The 26,513-nt window shown below is 65.3% G+C and carries 27 protein-coding genes; 18 read left to right on the top strand and 9 right to left on the bottom strand.

The annotated features are described in order from the left end of the window. Window positions 1-260 precede the first annotated feature (260 nt). Window positions 261-2,360 carry a PGF-CTERM sorting domain-containing protein gene (locus QYL91_RS07700; protein ID WP_302082793.1) on the top strand — a complete coding sequence of 700 codons (2,100 nt, stop codon included), beginning with the start codon at window positions 261-263 and terminating at the stop codon, window positions 2,358-2,360. On the opposite strand, the gene thiD is transcribed toward QYL91_RS07700, so the two are convergent. Beyond that, window positions 2,331-3,692: a bifunctional hydroxymethylpyrimidine kinase/phosphomethylpyrimidine kinase gene (thiD, locus tag QYL91_RS07695; RefSeq protein ID WP_302082792.1), complete on the bottom strand. Its 1,362-nt coding sequence runs from the start codon at window positions 3,690-3,692 to the stop codon at window positions 2,331-2,333. The two genes, QYL91_RS07700 and thiD, sit on opposite strands and share 30 nt — an antisense overlap. 231 nt (window positions 3,693-3,923) lie before the next feature. Between thiD and QYL91_RS07690 the strand changes: the two genes are divergently transcribed. From QYL91_RS07690 to QYL91_RS07670, 5 genes are all read left to right on the top strand, one after another. Continuing rightward, the gene (locus tag QYL91_RS07690) at window positions 3,924-4,061 is read left to right on the top strand and encodes a DUF7331 family protein (protein ID WP_302082791.1); all 138 of its coding nucleotides are present in this window, start codon (window positions 3,924-3,926) and stop codon (window positions 4,059-4,061) included. A gap of 102 nt (window positions 4,062-4,163) precedes the next feature. After that, a complete protein-coding gene (locus QYL91_RS07685; RefSeq protein WP_302082790.1) occupies window positions 4,164-5,090 on the top strand; it encodes an ABC transporter ATP-binding protein in 927 nt (308 codons plus the stop codon). Further along, window positions 5,087-5,932 carry an ABC transporter permease subunit gene (locus QYL91_RS07680; RefSeq protein WP_302082789.1) on the top strand — a complete coding sequence of 282 codons (846 nt, stop codon included), beginning with the start codon at window positions 5,087-5,089 and terminating at the stop codon, window positions 5,930-5,932. The genes QYL91_RS07685 and QYL91_RS07680 overlap by 4 nt, the downstream gene beginning before the upstream one ends. A gap of 45 nt (window positions 5,933-5,977) precedes the next feature. Continuing rightward, the gene (mutS, locus tag QYL91_RS07675; protein ID WP_302082788.1) at window positions 5,978-8,623 is read left to right on the top strand and encodes a DNA mismatch repair protein MutS; all 2,646 of its coding nucleotides are present in this window, start codon (window positions 5,978-5,980) and stop codon (window positions 8,621-8,623) included. Between the two features lie 36 nt (window positions 8,624-8,659). Continuing rightward, window positions 8,660-9,310, top strand: a complete 651-nt coding sequence (locus QYL91_RS07670) for a hypothetical protein (protein ID WP_302082787.1) — start codon at window positions 8,660-8,662, stop codon at window positions 9,308-9,310. Between the two features lie 10 nt (window positions 9,311-9,320). Here the strand turns inward: QYL91_RS07670 and nucS are convergent, their stop codons facing one another. Continuing rightward, window positions 9,321-10,058 carry an endonuclease NucS gene (nucS, locus tag QYL91_RS07665; protein WP_302082786.1) on the bottom strand — a complete coding sequence of 246 codons (738 nt, stop codon included), beginning with the start codon at window positions 10,056-10,058 and terminating at the stop codon, window positions 9,321-9,323. A gap of 139 nt (window positions 10,059-10,197) precedes the next feature. Continuing rightward, the gene (locus tag QYL91_RS07660) at window positions 10,198-10,728 is read right to left on the bottom strand and encodes a hypothetical protein (protein WP_302082785.1); all 531 of its coding nucleotides are present in this window, start codon (window positions 10,726-10,728) and stop codon (window positions 10,198-10,200) included. Between the two features lie 135 nt (window positions 10,729-10,863). Between QYL91_RS07660 and QYL91_RS07655 the strand changes: the two genes are divergently transcribed. The 3 genes from QYL91_RS07655 (at window position 10,864) to QYL91_RS18300 (ending at window position 13,828) form a co-directional block, all read left to right on the top strand. Continuing rightward, complete coding sequence (locus QYL91_RS07655) at window positions 10,864-12,918, top strand: restriction endonuclease (protein ID WP_302082784.1); 2,055 nt, start codon at window positions 10,864-10,866, stop codon at window positions 12,916-12,918. 57 nt (window positions 12,919-12,975) lie between these two features. Next, window positions 12,976-13,554, top strand: a complete 579-nt coding sequence (locus tag QYL91_RS07650; protein ID WP_302082783.1) for a DUF7090 family protein — start codon at window positions 12,976-12,978, stop codon at window positions 13,552-13,554. Between the two features lie 115 nt (window positions 13,555-13,669). After that, window positions 13,670-13,828 carry a DUF7563 family protein gene (locus QYL91_RS18300; RefSeq protein ID WP_436900536.1) on the top strand — a complete coding sequence of 53 codons (159 nt, stop codon included), beginning with the start codon at window positions 13,670-13,672 and terminating at the stop codon, window positions 13,826-13,828. 37 nt (window positions 13,829-13,865) lie between these two features. On the opposite strand, the gene glmM is transcribed toward QYL91_RS18300, so the two are convergent. Together glmM and QYL91_RS07640 are read right to left on the bottom strand one after the other, a co-directional pair. After that, the gene (gene glmM, locus QYL91_RS07645; RefSeq protein ID WP_302082782.1) at window positions 13,866-15,170 is read right to left on the bottom strand and encodes a phosphoglucosamine mutase; all 1,305 of its coding nucleotides are present in this window, start codon (window positions 15,168-15,170) and stop codon (window positions 13,866-13,868) included. Between the two features lie 42 nt (window positions 15,171-15,212). Further along, window positions 15,213-15,416 (bottom strand): hypothetical protein, encoded by a 204-nt coding sequence (locus QYL91_RS07640; RefSeq protein ID WP_302082781.1) that lies wholly within the window; start codon window positions 15,414-15,416, stop codon window positions 15,213-15,215. Window positions 15,417-15,494: 78 nt separating this feature from the next. On the opposite strand from QYL91_RS07640, the gene rpiA reads away from it, so the two are divergent. Continuing rightward, window positions 15,495-16,175 (top strand): ribose-5-phosphate isomerase RpiA, encoded by a 681-nt coding sequence (gene rpiA, locus QYL91_RS07635; protein ID WP_302082780.1) that lies wholly within the window; start codon window positions 15,495-15,497, stop codon window positions 16,173-16,175. Between the two features lie 101 nt (window positions 16,176-16,276). Here rpiA and QYL91_RS07630 read toward each other — a convergent pair whose 3' ends face one another. Further along, window positions 16,277-16,444 carry a DUF1931 domain-containing protein gene (locus QYL91_RS07630; protein ID WP_302082779.1) on the bottom strand — a complete coding sequence of 56 codons (168 nt, stop codon included), beginning with the start codon at window positions 16,442-16,444 and terminating at the stop codon, window positions 16,277-16,279. Between the two features lie 130 nt (window positions 16,445-16,574). Between QYL91_RS07630 and larB the strand changes: the two genes are divergently transcribed. The 4 genes from larB to QYL91_RS07615 all read left to right on the top strand — a co-directional run bounded on the left by larB (window position 16,575) and on the right by QYL91_RS07615 (window position 19,351). Then, the gene (gene larB / locus QYL91_RS07625) at window positions 16,575-17,351 is read left to right on the top strand and encodes a nickel pincer cofactor biosynthesis protein LarB (protein ID WP_302082778.1); all 777 of its coding nucleotides are present in this window, start codon (window positions 16,575-16,577) and stop codon (window positions 17,349-17,351) included. Further along, window positions 17,352-17,606 carry a GIY-YIG nuclease family protein gene (locus QYL91_RS07620; protein WP_302082777.1) on the top strand — a complete coding sequence of 85 codons (255 nt, stop codon included), beginning with the start codon at window positions 17,352-17,354 and terminating at the stop codon, window positions 17,604-17,606. 83 nt (window positions 17,607-17,689) lie between these two features. Continuing rightward, a complete protein-coding gene (locus QYL91_RS18295) occupies window positions 17,690-17,839 on the top strand; it encodes a DUF7563 family protein (RefSeq protein ID WP_465269217.1) in 150 nt (49 codons plus the stop codon). A 123-nt stretch (window positions 17,840-17,962) separates the two neighbouring features. Then, the gene (locus QYL91_RS07615; protein WP_302082776.1) at window positions 17,963-19,351 is read left to right on the top strand and encodes a phosphoglucomutase/phosphomannomutase family protein; all 1,389 of its coding nucleotides are present in this window, start codon (window positions 17,963-17,965) and stop codon (window positions 19,349-19,351) included. A gap of 15 nt (window positions 19,352-19,366) precedes the next feature. On the opposite strand, the gene QYL91_RS07610 is transcribed toward QYL91_RS07615, so the two are convergent. Next, on the bottom strand, window positions 19,367-19,753 hold the full coding sequence (locus QYL91_RS07610) for a GNAT family N-acetyltransferase (protein WP_302082775.1): 387 nt from the start codon (window positions 19,751-19,753) through the stop codon (window positions 19,367-19,369). Between the two features lie 195 nt (window positions 19,754-19,948). Here QYL91_RS07610 and QYL91_RS07605 point away from each other — a divergent pair, with 195 nt between their 5' ends. Both QYL91_RS07605 and QYL91_RS07600 read left to right on the top strand, forming a co-directional pair. Beyond that, entirely contained in the window at window positions 19,949-21,136 is a 1,188-nt protein-coding gene (locus tag QYL91_RS07605; RefSeq protein ID WP_302082774.1) for a redox-regulated ATPase YchF, read from the top strand. Between the two features lie 56 nt (window positions 21,137-21,192). Continuing rightward, window positions 21,193-21,669: a hypothetical protein gene (locus tag QYL91_RS07600; protein WP_302082773.1), complete on the top strand. Its 477-nt coding sequence runs from the start codon at window positions 21,193-21,195 to the stop codon at window positions 21,667-21,669. 25 nt (window positions 21,670-21,694) lie between these two features. Here QYL91_RS07600 and samp2 read toward each other — a convergent pair whose 3' ends face one another. Beyond that, window positions 21,695-21,898 (bottom strand): ubiquitin-like small modifier protein SAMP2, encoded by a 204-nt coding sequence (samp2, locus tag QYL91_RS07595; protein ID WP_302082772.1) that lies wholly within the window; start codon window positions 21,896-21,898, stop codon window positions 21,695-21,697. 98 nt (window positions 21,899-21,996) lie between these two features. On the opposite strand from samp2, the gene QYL91_RS07590 reads away from it, so the two are divergent. Together QYL91_RS07590 and alaS are read left to right on the top strand one after the other, a co-directional pair. After that, window positions 21,997-22,971, top strand: a complete 975-nt coding sequence (locus QYL91_RS07590; protein ID WP_302082771.1) for a replication factor C small subunit — start codon at window positions 21,997-21,999, stop codon at window positions 22,969-22,971. Window positions 22,972-23,075: 104 nt separating this feature from the next. Then, on the top strand, window positions 23,076-25,856 hold the full coding sequence (gene alaS, locus QYL91_RS07585) for an alanine--tRNA ligase (RefSeq protein WP_302082770.1): 2,781 nt from the start codon (window positions 23,076-23,078) through the stop codon (window positions 25,854-25,856). A gap of 226 nt (window positions 25,857-26,082) precedes the next feature. On the opposite strand, the gene QYL91_RS07580 is transcribed toward alaS, so the two are convergent. Next, on the bottom strand, window positions 26,083-26,205 hold the full coding sequence (locus tag QYL91_RS07580) for a hypothetical protein (RefSeq protein ID WP_302082769.1): 123 nt from the start codon (window positions 26,203-26,205) through the stop codon (window positions 26,083-26,085). Between the last annotated feature and the right edge of the window lie 308 nt (window positions 26,206-26,513).

Raw genomic sequence — 26,513 nt, 5'->3', positions numbered from 1 at the left:
CCGGTATAGTACACCCGGAGTGGCTTTTCCGCTATAAGATGATAGATTAGACATCCACGCCAAAGCGTTAGTTGAGTAAAACAACAACTAAATCAGTACTTCGCAGCCCCACGGAATGAATTGACCAGTAATCCGGCTATCACACTGTTCCCGTGTGAAATTCCCCCGGCAAGTGACCGCTGTACCGCGTCGAGAGCGTACCGCACACCACCCACCCGGCGGCCTGAAGCCTTTTCCTACAGCACCGACAAACTGTGCCAATGGGTCGAGGGACGGGTCAGCTGGCGGTGCTTTTCCTCGTTGCACTTTCGCTTCTGGTTGTCGGTGTCGCCGGGGCGACAGCCGAGGCCGGCGACACAACGGGGAACGCATCGATGGCCGACGACAGCGAACGAGTACGAAACGCGACAACTGACGCCACAGCGGCCGACACCGGCGGTGCGGTCGGAACCACGCCAGCCCAGACCAACACAATCACCGTCGAACAGGAGTATCGGCTGACGCCCGGCCAGCCAGGGCGGGTCGACATCCAGTGGCAGTTCACGATTCCGGACAACGTCGGCGAAATCAGCACTCGGCTCCCGGCCGACGCGACGAACCCACGCAAAAACGGGTTCGAGAAAACCGACGACGGATACGTCTGGAAGCGCGACGACCAGTCGACAACGACACCGACGCTGACGTACACGACGGCGGTCAACGAGACCAGGGAAAGCGTGAGCGGCCCTATCGGGTCCGACGGCGAGTACCTGTTCGTCGACACCGGCGACTGGGCGCTCATCGAAGCCGAACGGGGGCCGAATTTCTCGCTGCGGTATCGGGACAGCGAGCCGGCCGTTGTGCGAACCAACACCACCGCCGGCGATGGCGTCGTCGGCCAGTCGATGGTCTACCTCGGTCCGTACGCGGAGTACACGCGGTCGGCACACGACCAGCAGTTTCGATTGGTCGTGCCCGAGGCGGCGACACTCTCGCCAGGGCGAGGGGCTGTCTTCGGGACCGTCACCGACGCCTCGGGGAGGCTCCGCATGGGAGACCGCGACCGACAGGTGCTGATGTTCGCCGCGCCGGAGACGATACCCTGGAGCGTGCGGGGGCTCCAGAGCGGCGACCGCACCTTCTACGCCGTGGCCGACGAGCCGGTCGACGAGCCGAACAACGTCTGGGTTCACGAGTACGTCCACACCAGACAGGACTTCGAGACGACGACCGAGACCAGATGGGTCACCGAAGCCAGCGCCGAGTACTACGCCGGACTGATGACGCTCGAACAGGGCCGCATCGAGTTCGACGACTTTCGGGCGTACCTCTCGCGGGGCACCTACCGACAGTTCTCGGATGTCGTCCTTTCGGACGTCTCGACGTGGACCGGAACCGGGGCCAACTACTACACTGGTGCGCTCGTCACGGGCGAGCTGGATCGGCAACTTCGACTGGCAACGGACCGAAGCGGGCAGTTTGAGGATGTCTTCCGGCGATTCAACCAACAGTCGACTGCGGTCAGTCAGTCCGACCTGCTCGACGCTGTGAACGCAGTGGGGGGAGCCGGTCCCCAGCGGTCGGCACGCCAGTACACCGAAACCACGGAGAAGCCGTCCGTGTGGTCACAGGACACCCACGAAACAGCGTTCGCGCCGCTCCCGGCGCGGTTCACCTACGCGCTGTCGCCGGCCGGAAGCGACGGTCTCCGGGTCCGTGGCCCCTACCGAAACCGGACGCTCGGTGCCGAACCGCTGGTCACAACGGAGACACTCGTCGCCGACATCAACGTCACCAACGTGGGCGGCGTCGAGGGGTCGTACAGCCAGCCCGTGACGCTCGACGGGGAAGCGATTGCGACGCTCCAGGGGACGCTTCGCGGTGGTGCGAGTGCGACCGAGACCGTCGAGCGGACGTTCACCGCGCCCGGGGAGTACCAGCTCTCGGTCGGGCCCGAGACGCTCACCGTCCGGGTCGTCGAGCCGGGAACTGCGACTGTACGCGCCGTCTCCACGAACAAAACGACAGCCACGGTCGGTGAGAACGTCAGTGTGCGCGTCGACGTTCGCAACGACGGCGACGTCCCGGCGGATGGGACCATCACGCTCGAACAGGACGGGACCCCATTCGCCGACCGCCGCGTCGCTCTCGACGGCGGTGAGGTGACCACGGTAACAGCGACCGCGCGCCTCACCGAATCGGGGACGACGACCTTCACCGCTGGAGCGAGTTCGGTCACGGTGACCGTCGAGGAGGCGCCGATCGCCACGGACGGAGCCGGCGAGTCGACAGACAGCGGTGAGAGCGGTCCCGGCTTCGGCGTCGTCGGGACACTCGTTGCGCTCGCGGCGCTACTCCTCGTCGGTCACCGCATCGAGTAACCCTATCGTCCGGTCGGCGAGCGTCGCGGAGTCGGGCGCCAGCACGACGACGGTCGGTTCCCACCCCACGCCGGCACGCCCGGCGATAGCGACTGGCGTCGTGTCGCTCGCCTCGAACGCCTGTGTCGCGGCCCACTCGACGGTCTGCCCCTCGGCTTCTGGCGGACGGTTTGCCGGGTCGTACTCGGCGACCGTGCCATCGAGAGCGTCGAGTGCTGCCTCGATTTCGTCGTCGACGCGACAGTTGACCGCAAACCGGAGGTCCGAGTCGAACTCGCGGGCGGCGAGCAGGAATCGGGCGACGTTCGTCGACGCGCCAAAGCGCACGCCCCGGTTTGCCGCCACGCCGTCGAGCGTGCGCGTGATACGCCCCTCGACAGCCGCACACTCGGTGGGAACCTCCGCGTAGGGCGTCGCGCCGACGACGTTCAGGCCCACCTCGGGAACGAGTCGGGACACGTCACGGCGGACAAACTGCCGGACGACCTCCGCGACGCGCTCGGCGGTCGGGTCCCGTTCTGCCTGGTCACGGGCGGCAACCATGTGATGGACTGCGCCGGGGCCCTCGCCCACGTCGAGATTGTATCGGACCGCGCGCGCGAGGAGGTCGATGCCAGTCCGGACAGCCACCGTGAGGTCGTCGCCGTGAGCCAGCCGGGTCGCAATCGCCGCGGAGAGCGTACAGCCCGAGCCGTGAGTGGCCTCGGTATCGACGCGCGTGTGACGCACCGTCTCGATGCTGTCTCCGGTGGCGAGGACGTCGACGATATCGTCGCCAGGGACGTGCCCGCCCTTGACGAGCGCGGCGTCGGCACCCATCTCGACAAGTTGCTCGGCGGCCTGCTGTGCGCGGGCGCTGTCGGTCACCTCGATGTCAGTCAGCACCTCGGCCTCGTCTGCGTTTGGCGTCACCAGCGTCGATTCGGCAATCAGGTCCTCGTAGGCGGCCTCGGCCGCCGGTTCGAGCAGGCGGTCACCCGAGGAGGCGACCATCACCGGGTCCACGACGGCGGGCGCGTCGCTGTTCCGAACGGCGTCAGTGGCGATGTCGATGACGTCACTGGTCGCAAGCATGCCGGTCTTGATGGCGGCCACGTCGAAGTCCGAGCGGACGGCCCCACACTGGGCAGCTATCTCGTCGGTCGGAAGGACATGCGTGCTCTCGACGCCGGTCGTGTTCTGTGCGGTGACGCTCGTGATGGCGCTCGTGCCGAAGGCACCGCCGGCCTCGATGGTCTTGAGGTCTGCCTGGATGCCAGCACCGCCACCGGAGTCGCTGCCAGCGATTGTCAGCACGACCGGCGGCGTCACGGGAGCCTCAGTTCGAGTCATACCGGGTGCTATCAGTGGCTCATACAAAGAGGTAATGTCACCTGCCTCGCGGCTGCAGGAGTACGTGAGGCCGGATTAAATACCGACAGCGATTGGCACGAAGTAGACGAGTTTGTATTCTAGCCGCACCAAAACAATGCGGTTTCCCACAATATACGCACACTCTCGAAACATTTATTCACTTTACAGGCCCTACGTTCCACTAACGGGCTGACACGGCCCGAGAAACCGATGAAATCTGAGACCGACACGGACGAGAAAGCGGCGTACGCAGCCATCGAGACGGAAGACGGCCAGTTGGTCATCTACGACCGAAACGAAGAGACGGCGTGGCTCCAGTCCGACCACACAGTCGACGTGAGCGCGTAGCGTCGGTCACCCCCGGTACGTTTCGGTGAACCGCGAGCCGACACTGCCACCAGTACTGTTATCTTTCGGGGAGTCTCACGAACCTGGTGCAAGGTCCCCGAAATGACAGCTATCGAGACAGAAGACCTCACGAAACAATTCGGTCGGACGCTCTATGCCGTCGACGGCCTCGACCTCACGGTCGAGGACGGCGAAGTCTTCGGCTTTCTCGGTCCGAACGGCGCCGGGAAGTCGACGACTATCAACATGTTGCTCGATTTTATCCGGCCGACCAGCGGCAGTGCACAGGTACTGGGCCACGACGCCCAGGCAGAGACGACGACGATACGCCAGCAAATCGGCGTCCTCCCCGAGGGATACGACCTCTACCCACGTCTGAGTGGCCGCAGCCACATCGAGATGGCCATCGAACTGAAAGGGGCCAGCGACGACCCCGACGCCATCATCGACCGGGTAGGACTCGACCCTGACGACGCCGACCGGAAAGCCGGCGATTACTCTCAGGGAATGCGCCAGCGACTGGCACTCGGGATGGCCATCGCCGGCGACCCCGAGTTGCTCATCCTCGACGAACCGACCAACGGGCTCGACCCCAACGGCGCACGCGAGATGCGGGAAATCGTCGAAGAACACGCCGAGCGTGGCGCGACGGTTTTCTTCTCGAGTCACATCCTCGAACAGGTCCAGGCCGTCTGTGACCGCGTGGGCATCCTCGCGGACGGACAACTGGTCGCCGTCGACACCATCGACGGCCTTCGCGAAGAGGTCGGCTCCGGGTCGACGCTCACGCTCACTGTCGACACCGTCCCCTCCGTCGACTTCTCCGATGTCCCCGGCGTCTCGAATATCACCACTCAGAGCACGGCAATCCAGGCGTCGATTACCGACCCCAGTGCCAAGATTACCGTCATCGACCGCGTCCGTGAGGCCGGCGCGCGCATCGAGGACATCGAGACCAGCGAAGCCTCGCTGGAAGAGCTGTTTGCCACCTACACAAACCAGGGAGAACAGCCGGAGGTGTCACCATGAACCGTGCGCTCACCGTCGCCAAGTACGACTTCGAGAACTCCCGGCGTTCGTATATGCTGTGGGGCGTCGTCGGCGTCTTCCTGGCGCTGATTCTGTTGCTCACCGTCGTTCCGGGACTGCTGGACAACAACATCCCCGGCGAATTCGTCGTCACGATTATTACTCCCGTCGCAAGCATTTTCGTCCCGCTTACCGCAGTCATCGCGTCGTATCTCGCCATCGCCGGCGAGCGCGAATCGGGGCAGATGAACATCCTGCTCAGCCTTCCCCCCTCCCGGCGTGACGTCGTTCTCGGGAAGTTCCTCGGCCGTGCAGCCGTCGTGCTCGGGGCAGTCGTCGTCGCCTTCGTCGTAGCGTTGATACCGAGTCTCCTGCTGTACGACGGGTTCCCCGCCGGCTCCTTCCTGCTGACGATGGGACTGACCGGTCTCCTCGGACTCGCGTTCGTCGGTCTCGCCGTCGGAATCTCGTCGGTGTCAACCACGCGCACGCGGGCGATGGCACCCACTGTCGGCGTCGTCATCCTGTTTGCGACCGGTCTCTGGGGCGGCCTGATGCAGGCGATCAACTTCATCGCCGACCTGGGATTCGATACGACACTCGACCCGGAAATTATTGACCTGCTACGGTTCATCTCCCCGTCACAGGCGTACAGTCGCCTGTTCAACAGGCTCGTCCGGCCACGGCTCGCGGAGTCAGCCGGCGGGTCTTCCCAGGTGGCCGACATCAGCGGCCAGGCCTTCTTCGTGCAGGACTGGTTTGTCTTCCTGTTGCTCGCCGCGTGGGTCGTCGTCCCCGTCGCTATCGGCTATCTCCGGTTTGCCGGCGCGGACCTCGAGTGACCCACAACTGAAAGCTATTTCCCCTCGGCACTCTGCCGGGTATCCATGGACGCGGCACTGGGTCCACCCACGAAGATGGCCGAGCGGCGCGAGGACCTCACGCCCATGATGGCCCAGTACTTCGAGCTCTGTGACCAGTACGACGAGGCGCTCGTACTCTTCCAGGTCGGCGACTTCTACGAAGCGTTCTGTGACGCCGCCGAGCAGGTCGCGCGCCTCTGTGAGATTACGCTCACCAAGCGCGAAGATTCGACCGGCCAGTACGCGATGGCCGGTATTCCCATCGACAACGCCGAATCCTACATCGAGCGACTGCTCGATGCCGGTTATCGCGTCGCCGTCGCCGACCAGGTCCAAGACCCGGCAGAGACCACTGGCGTCGTCGACCGCGCAGTCACCCGCATCGTCACGCCAGGGACGCTCACCGAGGACGAACTGCTCGATAGTGCCGACAACAACTACGTCGCGGCCGTCGCCAGTGGAGACGAGCACGCACTCGCCGTCCTGGACGTATCGACCGGTGATTTCTACGCGACCAGCGACCGCGACCCCTCGACCGTCGCCGACGAACTGAGCCGGTTCGACCCCGCCGAGGCAATCGTCGGCCCCGACGCCGACGCCGCCATCTTGCCTGACTCCTGTGTCGTCAGCCCGTTCGAGGAGGGCGTCTTCGGACCACAGCAGGCACGTGAGACGCTCGCCGAGTACTTCGGCGCGCCCGAACGGCTGCTGGCAACAGACGACGAGGTGCGGGCCTGCGGTGCCCTGCTCGCGTACGCCGAGTACGCACGGAGCGGCGAGAACGAACGGCTCGAGTATCTGAACCACCTCACGCGGTACGACCCTCGCGAGTACATGCTACTGGACGCAGTCGCACTCGAGAGCCTCGAACTGTTCGAGCGCCGGGCCGTCCACGGCCGCGAGGGCGTCACGCTTGTCGACATCGTCGACGAGACGGCCTCGGCACTGGGCCGGCGACAGTTGACCGACTGGCTGCGCCGCCCGCTCGTCGAAGGCGACCGCATCGCCGCCCGTCACGACGCTGTCGGCGAACTCCGCGGCGCAGTCCAGACTCGTGAACGGCTCCACGAGCGACTGCGAGACGTCTACGACATCGAGCGACTTATCTCCCGCATCGCGCGTGGCCGGGCGAACGCCCGCGACCTCCGGTCGCTAAAGGAGACGCTCGACGTGGTCCCCGACCTCCGGGACGAACTGATCGACGCCGACTGCGAGAAACTCCAGTCGCTTGCCGACCGGCTCGACCCGCTCGCGGACGTTCGCTCGCTCATCGGTGAGGCCATCAAATCCGACCCTGCCCGCGAGATTACCGAGGGTGACATCGTCCAGCCGTCCTACGACGAGCGGCTTTCCGACCTTCGGGAGACCGAGCGCGACGGAAAAGCGTGGATAGACGACCTGGAGGCCAGCGAACGCGAGCGCACCGGTATCGAATCGCTGAAAGTCGGGCACAACTCCGTCCACGGCTACTACATCGAGGTCACCGACGCCAACCTCGACAGCGTGCCCGACGACTACGAGCGCCGGCAGACGCTCAAAAACGCCGAACGGTACTACACGCCGGCGCTCAAGGAGCGCGAAGACGAGATCCTCAGCGCCGAGCGCCGGGCCGACGAACTCGAATACGACATCTTCACCGATGTCCGTGCGACAGTCGGTGAAGAATCCGAGCGCGTACAGGCCCTCGCAGACGCACTCGCGGACCTGGACGTGCTGGTCTCGTTTGCCACGGTGGCCGCCGAGTACGGGTACACCCGTCCGGTCGTTGCCGACCCCGAAAGCGAGGATGGTCCCGATGTCGACGGATTCCACGTCCAGGACGGTCGCCACCCCGTCGTCGAACGGACCGAGGAGTCGTTCGTCCCCAACGACGCCCACCTCGACGCCACAGAGCGCTTTGCGGTCATCACCGGCCCCAACATGAGCGGGAAGTCGACCTACATGCGCCAGGTGGCACTGATTGCGATTCTCGCCCAGGCCGGTAGTTTCGTGCCCGCGAGCGAAGCGCGACTCGAACTACTCGACCGGGTGTTCACCCGTGTCGGCGCGAGCGACGACATCGCCGGCGGCCGCTCGACGTTCATGGTCGAGATGACCGAACTCGCGGACATCCTAGACCACGCGACCGAGCACTCGCTGGTCTTGCTCGACGAGGTGGGACGAGGGACCAGCACCGCCGACGGGCTCGCTATCGCCCAGGCAGTCACTGAACACATCCACGACGAGGTCGGGGCACTGACGCTGTTTGCGACACACCACCACGACCTGACGACCGTCGCCGACGCCCTCACCGGCGTCTTCAACCTCCACTTCCGGACACACCACGAGGACGGCACGGTCGTGTTCGACCACGCCGTCGAACGCGGGGCGGCAGCGGCATCCTACGGTGTCGAGGTTGCCTCGACCGCTGGCGTTCCCGGGAGTGTCGTCGGTCGGGCGCGTGAACTGCTCGACGAAGCGGAGGCCCGGTCGATCGCCGACGAAGCCCGGACGGACGGCCACGACGACGACAAGTCGGTCGCTGAGCGTATCACCGACCACGGACACGAAGCGACGACGGCACCCCCAGCGGACGTTCGGGAAACGCTCGCCGACGCCGACGTGGCGACGATGACGCCACTGGAGGCACTGAACACACTCGCCGAGCTCAAGCGGTCGATAGACGAGTAGGGGGACTTTTTGTCCCCGGCGGCGACGACATCGACAATGACAGACCGGCGGCGGTACACGAGACCGAAGACATTGCAGGCCATCTGGACGGTTCTCGTCGCTGGTGTCACCGTCGCCCTCGTAGTAGTCGACGTCGTTCCGACAGTGATTGCTGTCGGTGGTGCCGGTGTCTGCTGGGTAGCCGGACTGGTCGCGATCGGTCTCAGTGAGCGTCGCCACTGGAGGGCGATGGTCGCCGCGTCATCGTTCGACCCCGGGCCGAGCGGGCACACCGCCGACCTCCAGCGGATAATCCGCGGACAGTCCGTCACAGTAGCGACGGACGTAGACAGTCTGCTGGCACCCGAACACATCCAGGTCCGCGCGGCCGTCGAGGGTGTCGACGCTTCGTTCACAGTCCGTATCGTCGACCGCGAACTCGCGGACAGGACTGGAGTGACGACCGGGGTCGACGACCTCGACGAGCGGTTCGTCTTCACCGGCGCGGAGGGGAACATCTCCGTGCTCCTGACTGAAACGGTCAAAGACGCACTGTTGGCCGTCGAGACGCCGGGAACGTTCACGGTCCAGGCCGACCGAGTGGTGTTCGAAGTGCCGTTTACCCGACTGACAGCCGAGGAACTGGACGCGGCAGGCGACGCGGTGGCAGCGCTCGCGGCACAGCTAGAATCGGCCACCGGAAAATAACGGGGTCGCCTCAGCGAGTGGACTCTGCGGCCGGTTCGAGCGAGACAAACTCCAATCCACGCTCGGCCAGCAACCGTCGGGCGCGGTCGGTCACCGACGGCGCGACGAGGATACCGCGCACGTCCGTCTCGGCGTGGAGGTCCCGCTCCAGGGCGTCGACGTAGCGGGTGAGTTGCCCGACTGCGTCGGGTCCGACCCGCCGACGCTTGAGTTCGACGACGACAGCTTTGCCGTCAGCATCCTCGCCGTAGATGTCGACAGCACCGGCGGGCGTCTCGCGCTCGGTCGCACGAGGTTCGAATCCGGACTCGACGAGCGTCGGGTCTTCGAGAATTCGGTCTTTGAGGTCTGCCTCTGTTCCCACGAGGTCGAGGTCACTGGGGTCTGTTCCGGCGAAGGCGCCCGCGTGGTCGAGTGAGTCAAAGCGGACGACGAGCAACTCTGCTGGCGTGGAGCGCTCGCTCCGAAGGACGAGTTGGTCGTCGTCGACGCGGACCTCGTGGGTACAGCCGGGCGGTTGCCAGTTGACCGGCTGCTGTCCCTCGTCGGTGTGGACCAGCGTCGTCCCGTCGGGTTTGAGGACGACCAGCCTGTCACCGGGCCCGAGCGTGCTGGCCGCCCGGCCGTCGTAATCGACGGTACAGCGACCAAACAGGGTCACGACGGCGTCGCTCTCGATACCGTCGGTGACCAGCGCTTTGGCCTGTGCCGGATCTGGTCGCTTGACCGTCTGGGGACCGTCTGTCACGCCCCGGCGTAGACCGTCTGGACACTAAAACACCACTACTGCGGGAAGTAAGGAGGGGGCAAGCAGGTGACACAGTTGGTAGTGGGGTCGCGGCGTGGCGTGCCACACTCCCGCGAAACACGCCGCGGCAACTATCAGGTCACGGGCCGTCTGGTCCCGCGTTCGTATATAAAGGCTCGGCCGCGTCAGGAGCCACCAGATAGCGTTCACGACCGGTGAGACCGGTGACGGCAGCCACGAGGACCAGTGGGGCGGTGGCTGCGGGGACAGTTCCCGCACTCACCGCATCGGCGAGACTGCCTTTCACCCGGCGAAACCAGCGACGGAGCCCGCGAGCGTCGGGCAACGAATCGACGGCGACGAGCGCGCCGACGGCCGGATTGACACTCGCCGACGCGAGCGGCAACCCGAACCACAGCGACAGGAAGGGTGTGGTTTCGTCGTCGGTGACGCGATAGAGAAGTTCGGTCGTGAGTGGGTCCAGCGAGGCGCCGACCGACAGAAAGTCAGGCCAGTTTCCCCGCGGTTCCCAGGAGTGGTCGGGGACGGCGGTCGGGGGTGTGCCAGAGCAGACGGCGGCCAGCGTTCGGTCGGTGCCACCCCAGCGTGAGGTTGCGGCCGCGTAGCTCCCGTCGGACCGTTCGCGAGCGAGCAGCGCGCGCTCAGCCACGGCACTCACCGACCAGATGTGGTCTCAGACCCATCACGCCGTGGTGCCCGCGGGTTCGGATATAAATACTCGGCCGGAATGGCCGAAGTATTTAGGGCTGCTGGGAGCGAACAGATTGCAAGCCAACGAGGGGCCATGGACCGAATACGAAATCTGAGAGACGAGGACGGCAGGACCGACGAACTGGTGACCAGCACGTCGGGTGGCGTGTTCGGGACGCAGTATCTCGCCGGGGAGCCGCCAGCGGCGCATCTGAGCGAGGCAGAACAGCCACAGTACGCCCTTCGGAACAAGAAAGCGGGAGTGCGAATCACCGAGGACGACGACGAGCGGACACAGCGCCCCGACGGCGACTACCAGGCACTCGCCATCGTCACCGACTGCCGCGCGCTCTTTCTTATCGGACACAGCAGCGGCGACCACGTCGAGGCCGTCGCGTACGACGAAATCGTCGAAGCGCGGACCGAGAGCAGTGGCTTTCTCAAGAGCGTGCTGACTCTCGAAACCGTGGACGGCGACCAGTATCGGTTCGCCTGCCGGGGGGACGTCTCCGAGGTGGTCGCGTTCGTCGACGGCACGGCACAGACCTGGGCCAACGCCAGCCGACTCGTCGACGAGGCCAGCAACAGCGTCGAGACGGGGCGTGAACTGCTCGCTGCGGGCAAGTTCGTCGACGCACGAAACTCGCTTGCGGACGTCCCGCAACACGTCTCGGTCGCGCGCGAGCGGATTTCGTCGGTCGGTGAGGGTGCAGCCGAGATGCTCGAATCGCGACTCAGCGACCTGCTCGATAGCTACCAGCGGCTGAAACGGGAGATTGCCGCGGCGAAGGGCGCACGCCACCACGCCGCCGCACAGGAGGCCTGGAAGACAGACCACGACTTCGAGCGGGCTGCAGCGGAGTACCGACAGGGAGCCACAGAGTACGAGCGCGCGCTCGAAACGGCAGGGACCGAGCCCGCAGACGAGACGTTGCAGTCGCGGCTGAAGGGCCTAATCAAAGAGCAGGAAGTGCTACGGGTCGCGCCGACGGCCGACGCGGAGGCCGCCCGGACGGCCGCCCTGGAGGCCGAAGACCCCGACGAGGCCGCCACCGAATGGGAGACAGCACTGGCCTGTTACCGGGAGGCCGTCACGCTCGACTGGGGCGAGCGAGAGCGCGGATTTCTCATCGAGCGCGAACGTGCCAGAGAACGGGCCAGCGAGGCCACCACCAACGCAATCGAGGCACGCATCGAGGCGGGCGAAAAGTGGGTCGCTGCGGGCGACAGAATCGCGAGAAACGACCGACGGCCGGCGGCAAAACAGGCCTACGAACAGGCCAGAGACCACTTCGAGCGGGCGCGAGAAATCGCCGACGAACTCGCGCCAGAACGGACCGGTGACATCGAGGCCCACCTGGACGCACTCGAGAAACGCCAGCACGGCGGGACTGTCCCATCGATAGACCCCGACGAGACGACGCTCTCGGTCGCAGCCGTCGCAGACCACCTGGACGGGCCGGACCAGCGCAAGCCAGCCATCCGAGCGGTCGATACCGGAGAGCCCGCCGACACAGGGGCGGCGGCGAGCCAGCCGTCAGACCAGGTGAGCGAGGCTGACAACGCCACGCCGGCCATCCGTCGCCACGGCGACGCCCCGGAAAGTGAGGACACCGTCGAAGACCCAACAGCGAGCGAACGGACAGCGCCAGAACGCACCCCCGAGCCGGTCGTAAACCGCACGTCGTACGTCGAACCGACAGCCGGCGACGAGGAGCCGACCCAGCCGGCGACAGACGCCACGCCAGCGACTATCCGAGAGGGACTCGCGGACAGAGACGAGGAGACACTGACCGAACTGGTCGCAACGCTCTGGGCGGAGGATGGCTGGTCGACGACCGTCTTCTCCGCGGCGACAGAGACGGTGTACGACATCCTCGCCATGCGGGAGCGGGATGGCGAAGACGAGCGACTGCTGTTGTGGACCGTCCACCGGCCCGACGGGGAGCCAGTCGGTCCGACGGTCGTCCGGCAGTGTGCGACGACCCGGGACAGCAGCCAGGGAGCCGACCGGGCGACACTGGTAACCACGGGTACCCTCACTGGCGGCGCCCGGACGCGTGCCGAGGAACTCGACGTGACCGTCGTCGACGGTGAGGAGTTGGCGGCGAAACTTCTCGCCGCGGGGCTTGCCGACCGAGTGGTGTAGCCGACTCGCTCAGCGACCCCCTATCCTTAAGACAATCCGACCGCTTTCCCCGGTCATATGGAGTATTCGCTGGCGATCGAAAACACGCCGGACGCCGTCCCCGGCGGGACCAGTATCCTGCTCGTCCACCCGAGCACGGCCGAAACCGACCGCGTCGACACCGACTTCCTGAAAACGGATACCGACAACCTGCTGGTCGTTTCCACCAGAACGACCGCCAGAGAGGTCAAACAGAAACTCGAACACTACGAGGTCGACGAGGAGCGAGCGACGATTCTCGATACGCTCTCGGTCGAACGGGGGTACAGCCGCCGGAAGCGAGACAACGTCCGCTACGTCTCCGCACCGGACGACCTGGACGGCATCGTCGAACAGGTCGAGCAGTTCCTCACGGAATCTGACGGGAAACGACGGGTCAGCGTCGACTCCGTCACCGAGATGATTTACTACGCCGACGAAGAGTCAGCCCGTAACGCCATCCATGACATCCAGGCGCTGCTCGCCGAACACGACGCCGTCGGTCTGTTCCACCTCGCCGCCGAAGTCCACGAGGAGCCCGTCGTCGACGACTTCCGTGAACTGTTCGACGGCGTTCTGGAACTCGACGAGGACGGGGCCCTCACGGCAACGTTCTAGGCAGAATTGGCTGTTCGTGTGTGACATTCACAGCCATGGATCTGGCGAATCCACAGTGACGGAAGACTGCCAGAGCACCAATCATTAAGATGGAAGATTCCAATGCTTTGCGTGTATGCCGGAATGCCAGAACTGCGGTGCATTCGTAACGGCTGATTATGCGCGCGTATTCACACCAAACGGGATAGACAAACCGCGAGTGTGTCCACAGTGTGAGGACAAGATTCGGGACGGCGCAGACGTCCGCCAGGCGCGGTCGACCAGGCGCGGATAGCCGATTCCTCCGACCGTCAGTGCTGTCGGCCGCCCGCTCACCGAGCGGCTTCGAGTATCTCTGTCGCCTCCGCGAAGAGTTCGTCAGCGCGTGCTGAGTCGCGTGCCTCCGCCGTGATTCGGACCAGCGGCTGGGTGCCGCTCGCTCGCAGTAACAGCCAGCCGTCACCGCGGTCGATGCGAACGCCGTCGAGCGTCGACACGTCGTCGTAGCGCTCGGTGACGGTTTCACGGATTCGGTCCATCACCGCCCTTTTCTCCGCGACTTCGACACTCGTTCGCCGAATCGGATAGGTCTCGATGTCGCCAGCACGGTCGGCCAGCGGTCGCTCGGCGGCCAGCGCCGCTATCTTGCACGCCGCCAGCGGGCCGTCCGGACACAGCGTCTCCTCGGGCCATATCCACGCCCCGCTGGGTTCGCCGCCAAAGGCCACGTCCGACTCGCTGGCCGCCGCCGCGACGTACACGTCGCCGACGGGCGTTCGTGTCGTCGCGATGTCTGCCTCGGCCAGATAGTCCGCGACGGCGAGACTCGTATCGACGGGTACGGCGACGCGCTCGCCCGCACTCGCCGCCGCCCGGCCAAACAGCGCGAGTAGGACGTCACCAGAGAGAAAGTCGCCGTCGGCGGTCACCGCGCGCATCCGGTCGGCGTCGCCGTCGTGAGCGATACCGAGGTCCGCGTCGCTCTCGGTGACCAGCGTCGCCAGCGACTGGCAGTTCTCGGCTGTCGGTTCGCTTGGCCGCCCCGGAAAAGAGCCGTCGGGCTGGGCGTTCAGCGTCTCTACGTCACAGCCCAGCGCGTCGAGTGCATCGACAGTCACGCCGCCGGCGCCGTTGCCCACGTCCACGACCACCGTGAGCGGGCGGCCGAGGTCGACGTGTTCGACCAACTGCTCGCGGTGGCGGTCCGTGACGTCGACAGCCGTCCGGTCGCCCAGTTGGTCCCACCCGACAAGCGCCGCGTCGCCCTCGCGGACGCGCTCGCTGATTCGCTCGCGCAGTTCCCCGTCGAAGGCCTGTCCGCTGGGCTGCCAGAGTTTGATGCCGTTGTCCTGTGGCGGGTTGTGCGAGGCGGTGACAGAGACGCCGGCGTCGGCGTCCTCCCACGCGACGGCCCGGCCGACGGTCGGCGTCGCCGCCAGCCCCAAGTCGAGGACATCGGTCCCCGACTCGCGGAGTCCGGCGGTGAGTGCGTCGGTCAGCAGTCGGCCACTCTCCCGCGGGTCGCGCCCGACGACGACCCGGTCGGTGTCGATACCGAGCGCCCGGCCGACAGCGAGTGCCAGGTCTGCCGTCACCTCGTCGCCGACCGGCCCGCGGATACCGCTCGTTCCGAACATACCAGAGTCGGCGGGCGGCCACCTCAAAAAGGAGGCGGTCGCTTACGGCGACCACTCGCAGGTCGTGCCCGTCGCCAGGCCGGCCTCGTCGATGTGTGCCGCGAGGCAACCGTGATTGCAGTAGTACGTCGGCGACCCGCAGTCGTCGGTACAGTCCCGGACACAGACGGGGTCGTGGTCGAAGATTGCACAGCCACAGTAGGCACACTCCTGGTCGCTCGCTGGCGTCTCGATTGTCGTCGACATACGCACAGTGGTCGCTCAGGCGCAAAGAAGACACCGGCCATCGGACGACTTTTGCGCCCGGGCGCGGTGAGATGAGATATGAAACGCGGTGGTTCAGCGGACGCGAAGCGACGGGCCGGCGAAAGTGCGGCCGAGGCCGTCGACGACGGGATGGTCGTCGGCCTGGGTACCGGGTCGACGGCCGCCTGCGCCATCCGGGCGCTGGGCGAGGCAGTCGACGCCGGACTCGGCATCGAAGGGATACCGACCTCCTTTCAGTCCCGCGAACTCGCCCGCGAGAGTGGCATTCCACTCACCACGCTGGACGAATCGACCCCCGACATCGCTATCGACGGGGCCGACCAGGTCGCAGACGGCCACCTCATCAAGGGCGGCGGCGCAGCACACGCCCGCGAGAAAATCGTCGACACTGCCGCCGACCGCTTTCTCGTCGTGGTCGATGCCGGAAAAGTCGCCGACGAACTCAACGTGCCGGTTCCAGTCGAAATTCTCCCCGACGCGCGTCAGACGGTCGCCGACGCGGTTCGCGCGCATGGCGGCGACCCAACCCTCCGGCGGGCCGAGTGCAAGGACGGTCCCGTCGTGACCGACAACGGGAATCTCGTCCTCGACTGTGAGTTCGGCGCTATCACAGACCCCGCCGAGCGAGCGGCCACACTCTCAACACTCCCGGGTGTCGTCGAACATGGCCTCTTCGTCGACGTCGCAGACGAGGTTCACGTCGGAACGGCCGAACGCGTCCGTATCGAGGACTGGTAAGCGGTTACAGCGCTGTGTCTGTCGGGTGGAAAACTAAGAGAGGTGCTCCCGAAACCGTCTCTCACGCGGAGAGACAGCGGGGACGCGAGCAGAAGCCAGCCTTACAGGTCGCGCGGCTGGACGGTCTTGCGGTCGTTCTCGTCTGCGCGTCGTGCGGCGTCTTCGAGCAGTTCCCCGACTTCCTCGTCGAGTGCGTCGTAGAAGTCCGAAGCGACGTTCATATCATCGAGCTCTTCCTTGACAGCTGCTTTGACAATTAGGTCTGCCATACACCGCTTGGTTTCCAGATGGGCCTTTATAAGCTTTCCCGTTCCAGGCCGCTCATACCGGTACTGACGGGGGTTTGAGCCCGTCAATCGGGACCGACACCTAAGAGTGGCCGCCACGTTAGAACGGGATATGCGCGACATCCTCGATGCGGTCGCTGCGGGCGAGCTCAGCCCCGAGGCCGCAGAAGCGAAACTCAGCGGCTACGCGACAAGCGAGGCCGGCCGGTACGACGCCGCACGCGAGACACGCAGCGGCGTCCCCGAAGCGGTCCTCTCGGACGGGAAAACGCCCGACGAAGTGGCAACGCTCGTCGCGACCAGCGTCGAAACGACCGGCCGCGCTATCGCGACCCGGGTCACCGACGACCAGGCGCGTGCGATTCGCCGCCGACTCGACGAGGAGTTTCCCGCGGCGAGCATCCGACTGCACGACCGGCCGCGGGTTCTCGTCGCCCACGGCGCCGACTTCGAGTCACCCGACCTCGCTGCGAGTGTCTGTATCGTCACCGCGGGCACCTCCGATGCCGTCCCGGCAGGCGAGGCGGCGGTCGTCACCCGGGAGATGGGCGCGACTGTCGACCGCATCGACGACGTGGGCGTGGCCGCGCTGACGCGTCTGACCGACCGGCTCGACGAGTTGCGCGCCCACGACGTGCTCGTCGTGGCGGCTGGTCGCGAAGGCGCACTGCCGACGGTCACGGCCGGCCTCGTCGACGTGCCCGTCATCGGATTGCCCGTCTCGACTGGCTACGGGCACGGTGGTGAGGGCGAGGCCGCACTCTCGGGGATGCTCCAGTCCTGTACCGCACTCTCCGTTGTCAACGTCGACGCGGGCTTTACTGCCGGCGCACAGGCCGGCCTCATCGCTCGCCGTGTCGACGCCGCACGGACCGAGGACGACCAGTAGATGACCGACCACTACGTCTACGTTCTCCGGTGTGCCGACGACACACTCTATACGGGATACACCACTGACGTCGAGCGCCGCGTGGCCGAGCACGACAGCGGCGAGGGGGCGAAGTACACCCGCGGGCGCACGCCCGTCGAACTGGTCCACGTCGAGACATTCGACTCGCGGTCGGCCGCGATGTCCAGAGAGTACGAAATCAAGCAACAGAGCCGCGCTGCGAAGGAGTCACTCGTCGAGTACAACGACAGTTGAACGTACCCAATATATTTGGGACAATGGTATTCCCCGTTCCGCCCCTCTCTATTGATGCCGGCATACGGTCGCCGGTAAATACGATGTCAGAGTGTAATCACTGCGGCGCGCACGTCTCAGAACGGTTCGCTCGCGTCTTCGCCGACGAACACGGCGATATATACGCGTGCCCGAGTTGCTCGGCGAACGCCGGAATCGCCGAGGTAGCGAGACAGCGCGCCAGGCGAGTGTGACCGTCTAGCCTCCGCGGACCCCTGGCTCCCCTTCCGTGAGCAACAACCAGCGCGACAATCGAGTGTGACGACCGAGTACGACGACGGTGGGTCTTTTAGTACACACGCGACACAGACAGAGGCATGGCTGAGGACGGCGCAGGCGCAATCTCGTTTGGTACCGATGGCTGGCGCGCGACGTTAGACGAGTTTACCACACCGCGGGTCCGGATGGTCGGCCAGGCCGTCGCGACGTATCTGGCCGACGAAGGCCTCGACGGCCCGGTCGCCGTCGGCTACGACGCTCGCGACCACTCGCGGGGCTTCGCCGAGGAACTGGCGCGGGTCCTCGCTGCCGGCGGCCGGGACGTGACTATCGCCGAGCGTGACTGTCCGACACCGGTCCTGGCGTGGACTGTCAAGAGCGGCGACTACGCCGGGGGGCTGATGATTACGGCCTCCCACAACCCACCGGAGTACAACGGCGTCAAGTTCGTCCCCGAAGACGGTTCGCCCGCGCTTCCCGACGTGACCGACACCCTCGAAGCCCGCCTCGCAGAGCCGAATCCGGTCGACGAATCCGACCACGGAACCATCGCCGAGCAGGACCTCGTGACCGGCTTCAGCGACCACGCCGTCGAGTTCGTGACGACGGACCTCGACGGCCTCAGCGTGGTCTACGACGCGATGCACGGGAGCGGCCGCGGCGTGACCGACGCACTCCTCAAACGTGGCGGTGCCACCGTCACGCGACTGCGCTGTGACCGCGACCCGACCTTCGGCGGCACCCCGCCCGAACCCGTCCCCGAACGTGCCGAAGAAGTCATCGAGCGAGTCACCAGCGGCAATGCCGAACTCGGCTTTGTCAACGACGGCGACGCCGACCGACTCGGCGTGGTCACGCCCGACCGTGGCTTTCTCGACCCGAACGTCTACCTCGCTGTCCTCTACGATTACCTGCTCGACCGCGAGGCCGGCGACGTTGTCCGGACCGTCTCGACGAGCAGCCTCGTCGACCGCGTCGCCACAGAGCACGGCCACACCGTCCACGAGACCGCGGTCGGCTTCAAGTGGGTCGCCGAGGCGATGGGCGACCACGACGCCATCTGTGGCGGCGAGGAGAGCGGCGGCTTCGGCGTGAGCGCACACCTCCGGAACAAAGACGGCGTGTTGCTCGCCTTGCTCACCGCCGCCGCGGAAGTCGAAGAGTCACTCGACGAGCGCGCGGACCGCATCCTCGCCACCCACGGCGACATCAATCAGGACCGGGTCAGCGTCGACTGTCCCGACGACCGGAAACAGGCCGTTCTCGACGACCTCGAATCGGCGCTCCCCGACAGCGTCGCGGGCGTGCCCGTCACGGACGTCAACACCGTCGACGGCTTCAAAATCGCGCTGGAGGACGGGACGTGGCTGCTCGTTCGCCCGTCCGGGACGGAACCAAAGATGCGCATCTACGCGGAAGCCGGGAGCGTCGAACGGACCGACGAACTGCTGGCTGCCGGCAGAGAACTCGTCGAACCGCTCATCTGAGGGTGGCAGAGCCACCTATCTGACGCCGCGGAACCGGTCGATTTCGACTGCCTGTGTGATGTCGAAACCGAGCGACTCCCAGAACGGCCGCACGCGCGAATCGAACTCGGCGACGAGTCGCTCGCGGCGGTCGGCGGCCGCCTCGACGAGCATCGTCCCGATACCCTGACCCTGCCGGCGTTTTCTGACCGCGACGGCCGTGATTTCCTCGCCGTCGAGAACGAGTGCGCCGAGGATGCGGTCCGTTTCGGCCGTGCCAGCAACTGCAACCAGTACGTCACCGCGGTCGATGGCACTCCGCAGGCGGCCGGTATCGACGGCCAGCACTGCGCCGTCGACCACGTTCAACACGTCGGGCAGTTCCGAGACGGTTGCCGCGCGGACGCGGACGCTGTCGGTCACGACTCGACCGGTCCATCGTCGAACTTGCTCGGGACATCGACACTGGGTCGAGAGTGAAACACGGAATCGAGTACGGACGCCAGACTGAAAGCCATATCGTGATTTCCCCACCACCAGCGGAGTGCGTTTGCCATTCACACACGCTCTCGACCCGTTTGACAACGTTTTAGCCGCCGACTGGCCTGGCTCTGTGCAATGACCTACAAGATTGGACTCGTCGGCAAGCCCTCTGTCGGCAAGTCCACCTTCTTCAACGCCGCGACGATGAACGACGTGCCCGAAGGGGCCTACCCGTTCACGACTATCGACCCCTCGATGGGGGAGGCCTACGTCCGGGTCGACTGTGCCGCACCGGAGTTCGACCACACCTGCACGCCGAACCACGGCTACTGTGCCGATGGAACCCGCTTTGTCCCGACGAAACTCGTCGACGTCGCCGGACTCGTCCCCGGCGCACACGAAGGGAAGGGCCTCGGCAACCAGTTCCTGACTGACCTCAACGAGGCCGACGTGCTGATTCACGTCGTCGACTTCACCGGCGAGACGGACCTGGAGGGGGAACCGACCGACGACCACGACCCCCGCGAGGATATCGACTTCCTGGAGGAGGAACTGGACATGTGGTACCTCGACATCTTAGAGAAGGGCATCGAGCGCTACCGCTCGGGCTACCAGGGCGAAGACCGGGACGTCGAGGCGGACCTGGCCGAGCAGATGTCGGCTTTCGGTATCAGCGAAGAAGGCATCAAACGGGTCATCCTCGCGCTGGACCTGGAACTGGACCCCGACACCTGGGACGACGCGGACCGCGAGCGACTGGCCCGCGAGATTCGCATCCGGACGAAGCCGATGCTCGTCGCGGCCAACAAGATGGACACCGAGGCCGCCCAGGACAACTGGAACGAGATTACGACCGACCCCGACTACGACCACCTGACCTTCGTCCCCGTCTCCGCCCACGCCGAGAAAGCGCTCAAGAACGGCGACGAACAGGGCGTCCTCGAGTACCGGCCCGGCGACGAGGACTTCGAGGTGACCGCGGACCTGCCCGACGAGAAACGGGCGGGACTGGAACAGATTCGGGACTTCGTCGGGGCCTACGGCGGCACCGGCGTCCAGCAGGCACTCGAAACTGCGCTCTTCGAGGAACTCGACGCTATCGCCGTCTTCCCCGGCGCGCGCAAACCCCAAGACGACGGCACCTTCCTTCAGGACTGTTTTGTCCTGCCCAACGGGTCGACCGCCGAGGACTTCGCGTACTTCCTGCATTCGGACATCGGCGACGGCTTTCTCCACGCCCACGACGTGCGTACGGAACGCCAGGTCGGCGCGGACACGGAACTGGACCACCGCGACGTGGTCGAGATTACGACGACAAACTAGAGTTGCGGTGCCGTCCCAACACTTGATGTGTGGGGACACGAACAGCAGTCCAATCCGTGGTAGAACGCCATCACGTCGACGAGCCCCGATACGACCCCGGCGACATCCCGGCGGAGAACGTCGAGCGACAGGGCGACGACCGACTCTCGGTCTTCGAGTGGTACTGCCCCGACTGTGACGACTGGCTCGGCTGGCCGGAGAACCCGGCACACGCGGCGCTGGTCTGTGCGGACCCGGCGGCGTGTGACCACACCGACGAGGACGAACCGGCCGCCTGTGGCCACGTCGTCTGTGGCGCGTGCGCCACGCTGGCCGACAGCCACGAGTGGGTGCTGGAGGGCAAACAGGCCGGCGCCGTCGCAGAGCGAATTTTCGACGACAGCACGGACATCGAGCTAGAGTTCAGGCAGGCGCTACTCGAAGACCTCCAGCAAGTCACCGACGGGGAGAGCGTCGAGGAAATTCTCGCAGACCGACAGGAGCTGTTCGAGGAATACGCCCATACAGTCGCCGACGACGACACCGAAGAGTGAGTGCTGTCGAAAAGAGTCGGCGAGCCTATCCGCCCTTGATGAGTCTGACCACGCGCACGCGGTCGACAGATTCGTCGACGGGTGCGTCCTCCGGGACGGGACTGCCGTCGACGGTCAGCGTGACCTCGTGGGGACTCACGTCGAAGGGCGCGAGCAACTCCCCGTAGGTGGTGTCCCCGTCGACGGAGACGTTTCGACTCCCCTCGCCGACGAGTTCGACCGTGACCATACCCGTTGTCGGTGCTGGCAGTGTTTGAGCGTGTCGGAACGTGGCGTCGCCGGCGGCCACTCGCGGGGTTTATGCCGGCCCCGCCACTCCGTTCTGGCATGAGCGAGGCCGAACAGACGGGGACCGGCCGCGAGGAAATCTGGCTGGAGAAGTACCGCCCGCAGACACTCGACGAGGTTGTCGGACAGGAGACGATTACGGAGCGCCTGGAGAGTTACGTCGAGCGAAACGAGCTGTCACACTGCCTGTTCGCGGGACCAGCCGGTATCGGCAAGACCACCTCTGCCGTGGCTATCGCCCGCGGCCTCTACGGCGAGGACTGGGAAGAGCACTTCCTCGAACTCAACGCCTCCGACGAGCGGGGTATCGACGTGGTCCGAGACAGGATAAAGTCGTTCGCACGGACTTCGTTTGGCGGCGTCGACTACCGGATTATATTCCTCGACGAGGCCGACGCACTCACATCTGACGCTCAGTCAGCGCTTCGCCGGACGATGGAGCAGTTCTCGAACAACGTCCGGTTTATCCTCTCGTGTAACTACTCCAGTCAGATTATCGACCCCATCCAGTCGCGGTGTGCCGTCTTCCGGTTCTCGCCGCTGGGCGACGAGGCAGTCGAATCGCAGGTCCGAAAGATTGCCGAGGCAGAAGGTATCACCGTCACCGACGACGGCGTCGACGCGCTGGTCTACGCCGCAGACGGCGATATGCGCAAAGCCATCAACGGGTTGCAGGCCGCGGCAGTCACGGGCGGCACCGTCGACGAGCAAGCGGTCTTCGAGATTACCTCCACGGCCCGTCCGGAGGAAATCAACGAGATGGTGACACTCGCGCTCTCGGGCGATTTCACGGCCGCGCGCTCGCGGCTGGACCAGCTCATCACCGAGGAGGGTATCGCCGGCGGCGACATCATCGACCAGCTCCACCGCTCGGTCTGGGAGTTCGACCTCGGCGACGAGGCGGCCGTACAACTGCTCGACCGCATCGGGGAAGCCGACTACCGCATCACTGCGGGCGCAAACGAGCGGATTCAACTGGAAGCGTTGCTGGCGTCGCTGGCACTCGACGAGTGACGGAACGCACCGGCCAGCGGTCGCCTGGGGCGGGGACACTGTTCGACGAGCGACCACCCGTTCGGAACTGTTTTAGGGTCTGATAGGCCACCCTAGAGCAACGGATGAGCGATTTGGAGGAGGAATACCAACTGGACTACTTCGCGGACAACGGCTTCCACAGACTGGACTGTACGGAGTGTGGAGCCAACTTCTGGACGCGCGACGAGTCCCGGTCGACGTGTGGTGAACCGCCCTGTGCGGAGTACGAGTTCATCGACGACCCCGGCTTCGCAGAATCTTACAGCCTCGAAGAGATGCGCGAGGCGTTTCTCTCCTACTTCGAGGAGCGGGACCACACCCGCATCGACCCCTACCCCGTCGCGGCCAACCGCTGGCGCGACGACGTGTTGCTGACCCAGGCGTCGATTTACGACTTCCAGCCACTCGTCACCTCGGGCACGACGCCGCCGCCGGCGAACCCACTCACGATCAGCCAGCCCTGCATCCGGATGCAGGACATCGACAACGTGGGCAAGACCGGCCGCCACACGATGGCCTTCGAGATGATGGCTCACCACGCCTTCAACGCCCGCGAGGACGCCGACGGCGAGTACGCCTACGAGGGCGAAGTCTACTGGAAAGACGAGACGGTCCAGTACTGTGACGAACTGCTCGCGGAACTCGGCGCTGACCTCGACGAGGTAACGTACATCGAGGACCCCTGGGTCGGCGGCGGCAACGCCGGACCGGCCTTCGAGGTCATCTACAAGGGCGCCGAACTGGCGACGCTCGTGTTCATGTCGCTCGAACAGGACGAAGAGGGCGAGTTCGAGATGAAAGACGGGAACCGCTACTCCCGGATGGACACCTACGTCGTCGACACCGGGTACGGACTCGAACGGTGGACCTGGATGAGCCAGGGCACCCCGACCGTCTACGAGGCCGTCTACCCAGAGATGATAGCGTTCCTCAAGGACAACGCCGGCGTCTCCCACACCGACGAGGAAGCCGCTATCGTCCACGACGCCGCCCGCCTCTCCGGAAATCTCGACATCGACGACGTCGACGACGTAGAAGCCGCACGCGGCGACATCGCCGACCAGCTCGGCGTCGACGTCGACGAACTCCGCGAACTGCTTGAGCCACTGGAGACAATCTACGCGATTGCCGACCACTGCCGGACGCTGGCGTACATGTTCGGCGACGGCATCGTCCCCTCGAACGTCGGAACGGGCTATCTCGCGCGGATGGTTCTTCGCCGGACCAAGCGGCTCTGTGACAACGTCGGTGTCGACGCGCCGCTCGACGAACTCGTCGACATGCAGGCCGACCGCCTCGGCTACGAGAACCGCGAGACGGTCCGTGACGTCGTCCGGACGGAAGTCGAGAAGTACCGCGAGACGCTGGACCGCGGGTCGCGAAAGGTCGAGCAACTGGCCGAGGAGTACGCCCGCGAGGGCGAGCCGATTCCGACCGCGGAACTGCTCGAACTGTACGACTCGCACGGCATCCAGCCCGACATGGTGGCCGAAATCGCCGAGCAACAGGGTGCAACGGTCGACGTCCCCGACGACTTCTACTCGCTTGTGGCACAGCGTCACAGCGACGATGCCGACGACGAGGAGGCCGAGACGACGGACCTCGACACGGAACGTCTGGCCGACTTGCCCGAGACCGACCGGCTGTACTACGACGACCAGGAGCGCATGGAGTTCGAGGCGATGGTGCTCGACGTCTTCGAGCGCGAGGACGGCTACGACGTGGTTCTCGACCAGACGATGTTCTACCCCGAAGGCGGTGGCCAGCCCGCAGACCACGGGACGCTCGCGACCGACGACGTGACCGTCGACGTGACCGACACACAGCGCGTCGACGGAGTCATCCTCCACCACACGGACACCGACCCCGGCAAAGGCGAGTTCGTCCGCGGACAGGTCGACGGGACCCGGCGCCGGCGTCTGATGCGCCACCACACCGCGACACACATCGTCGGCCACGCCGCCCGGCAGGTGCTGGGTGAGCACGTCCGCCAGGCCGGCGCCCAGAAACACACCGACAGCGCGCGCCTGGACATCAAACACTACGAGTCGATTACACGCGACCAACTCGAGGAAATCGAGCAACTCGCCAACGAAATCGTGATGAACAACGTCCAGGTCAGCCAGGCCTGGCCCGACCGAAACGACGCCGAAAGCGAGTACGGCTTCGACATCTACCAGGGTGGGATTCCCGAGGGCGAGCAGATTCGGCTCATCACGGTCGGCGAGGACACTCAGGCCTGTGGCGGAACCCACGTCTCGCGGACCGGCGACATCGGCGCTATCAAACTGCTGAATACCGAGCGTATCCAGGACGGCGTCATCCGCCTGACCTACGCGGCCGGCGACGCGGCAGTCGCGGCCACCCAGCGCACCGAGCGCGCACTCGATGAAGCCGCCGACGTCCTCGATGTGACCCCCGAGGAAGTGCCCGAGACCGCACAGCGCTTTTTCGACGAGTGGAAGGCACGCGGCAAGCAAATCGAGGAGCTCAAAGAGGAACTCGCGGAAGTCCGCGCGAGCGGTGGCGGCGACGGCGAGGCAGTCGAAGTTGCCGGGACGACGGCCGTCGTCCAGCGCCTCGACGGCGACATGGACGAACTCCGCGCGACGGCGAACGCGCTCGTCGACGAGGGCAAAGTCGCCGTGATTGGCTCGGGAGCCGACGGCGCACAGTTCGTCGTCGCCGTCCCCGACGGTGTCGGTATCGACGCCGGTGACGTGGTCGGCCAGCTCGCCCAGCGCGTCGGTGGCGGCGGCGGTGGCCCACCGGACTTCGCACAGGGTGGCGGTCCCGACGGCGACAGTCTCGACGACGCACTCGAGGCCGTCCCCGATATTCTCGCGCAGGTCAGCAGCGCCTAGGGGTCACGGACGCAAGCGAAGCGAGCGTCCGACTTTTTCACCCATGTTTTTGCCGTGAGCAGTGAGCGTTCTGCGCTCATCCGAATGGGAAAAAGATGGTCTGTCTCAACTACACAGAAGTCTCCGCCTCTCACACTGTGACAGTCGAAACGTCCACTATCGGAGTCTCCACGCCAGCGGCTAGGAGTTCCTCCACATTACCGACGCAAAATAAAAGAACCTACAATCAGGCGCGCAGCCATCGGAGCAGGCGTGCGGCCGGGCTGGTCGCTGCGTTGAGGTCTTCGGGTCGCGGGTTGTCTTTCAGTCGTGCTGGGCCACTTTCGGGAGTCATTTTCTTACCTTCCATTGCAATACACAATTGTACCCTTAGACGGATAAGAGGTTCGAAATAGTAATATTTTGTATCGGAAAATCCATTATATATTGATTTAATCATCACTATCTTTTGAAAAGCAAACGCGTGAGCAACAAAACACGGGGAGTGCGGCGCCACGAAGTGACGGTGACAGCGAATCAGGCCTCGGTGTCGGTGGTGGTCGTCGTTCTATGGCCGGGAGAAGTTTCGACGTGGCTGTGAGTTTTCCAGTGGCCAGTGTGTCGCGGTCCGCTCTACTAGAGCGTGTAACTGGCAATCTCAGTCGACGCACACGCAGG

It is taken from the genome of Salinibaculum rarum (assembly GCF_030505615.1).
Classification (GTDB): Archaea; Halobacteriota; Halobacteria; order Halobacteriales; family Haloarculaceae; genus Salinibaculum; species Salinibaculum rarum.
Note: the sequence above shows the minus strand (reverse complement) of the source record. Positions and strands in the feature narration are given on the sequence as shown.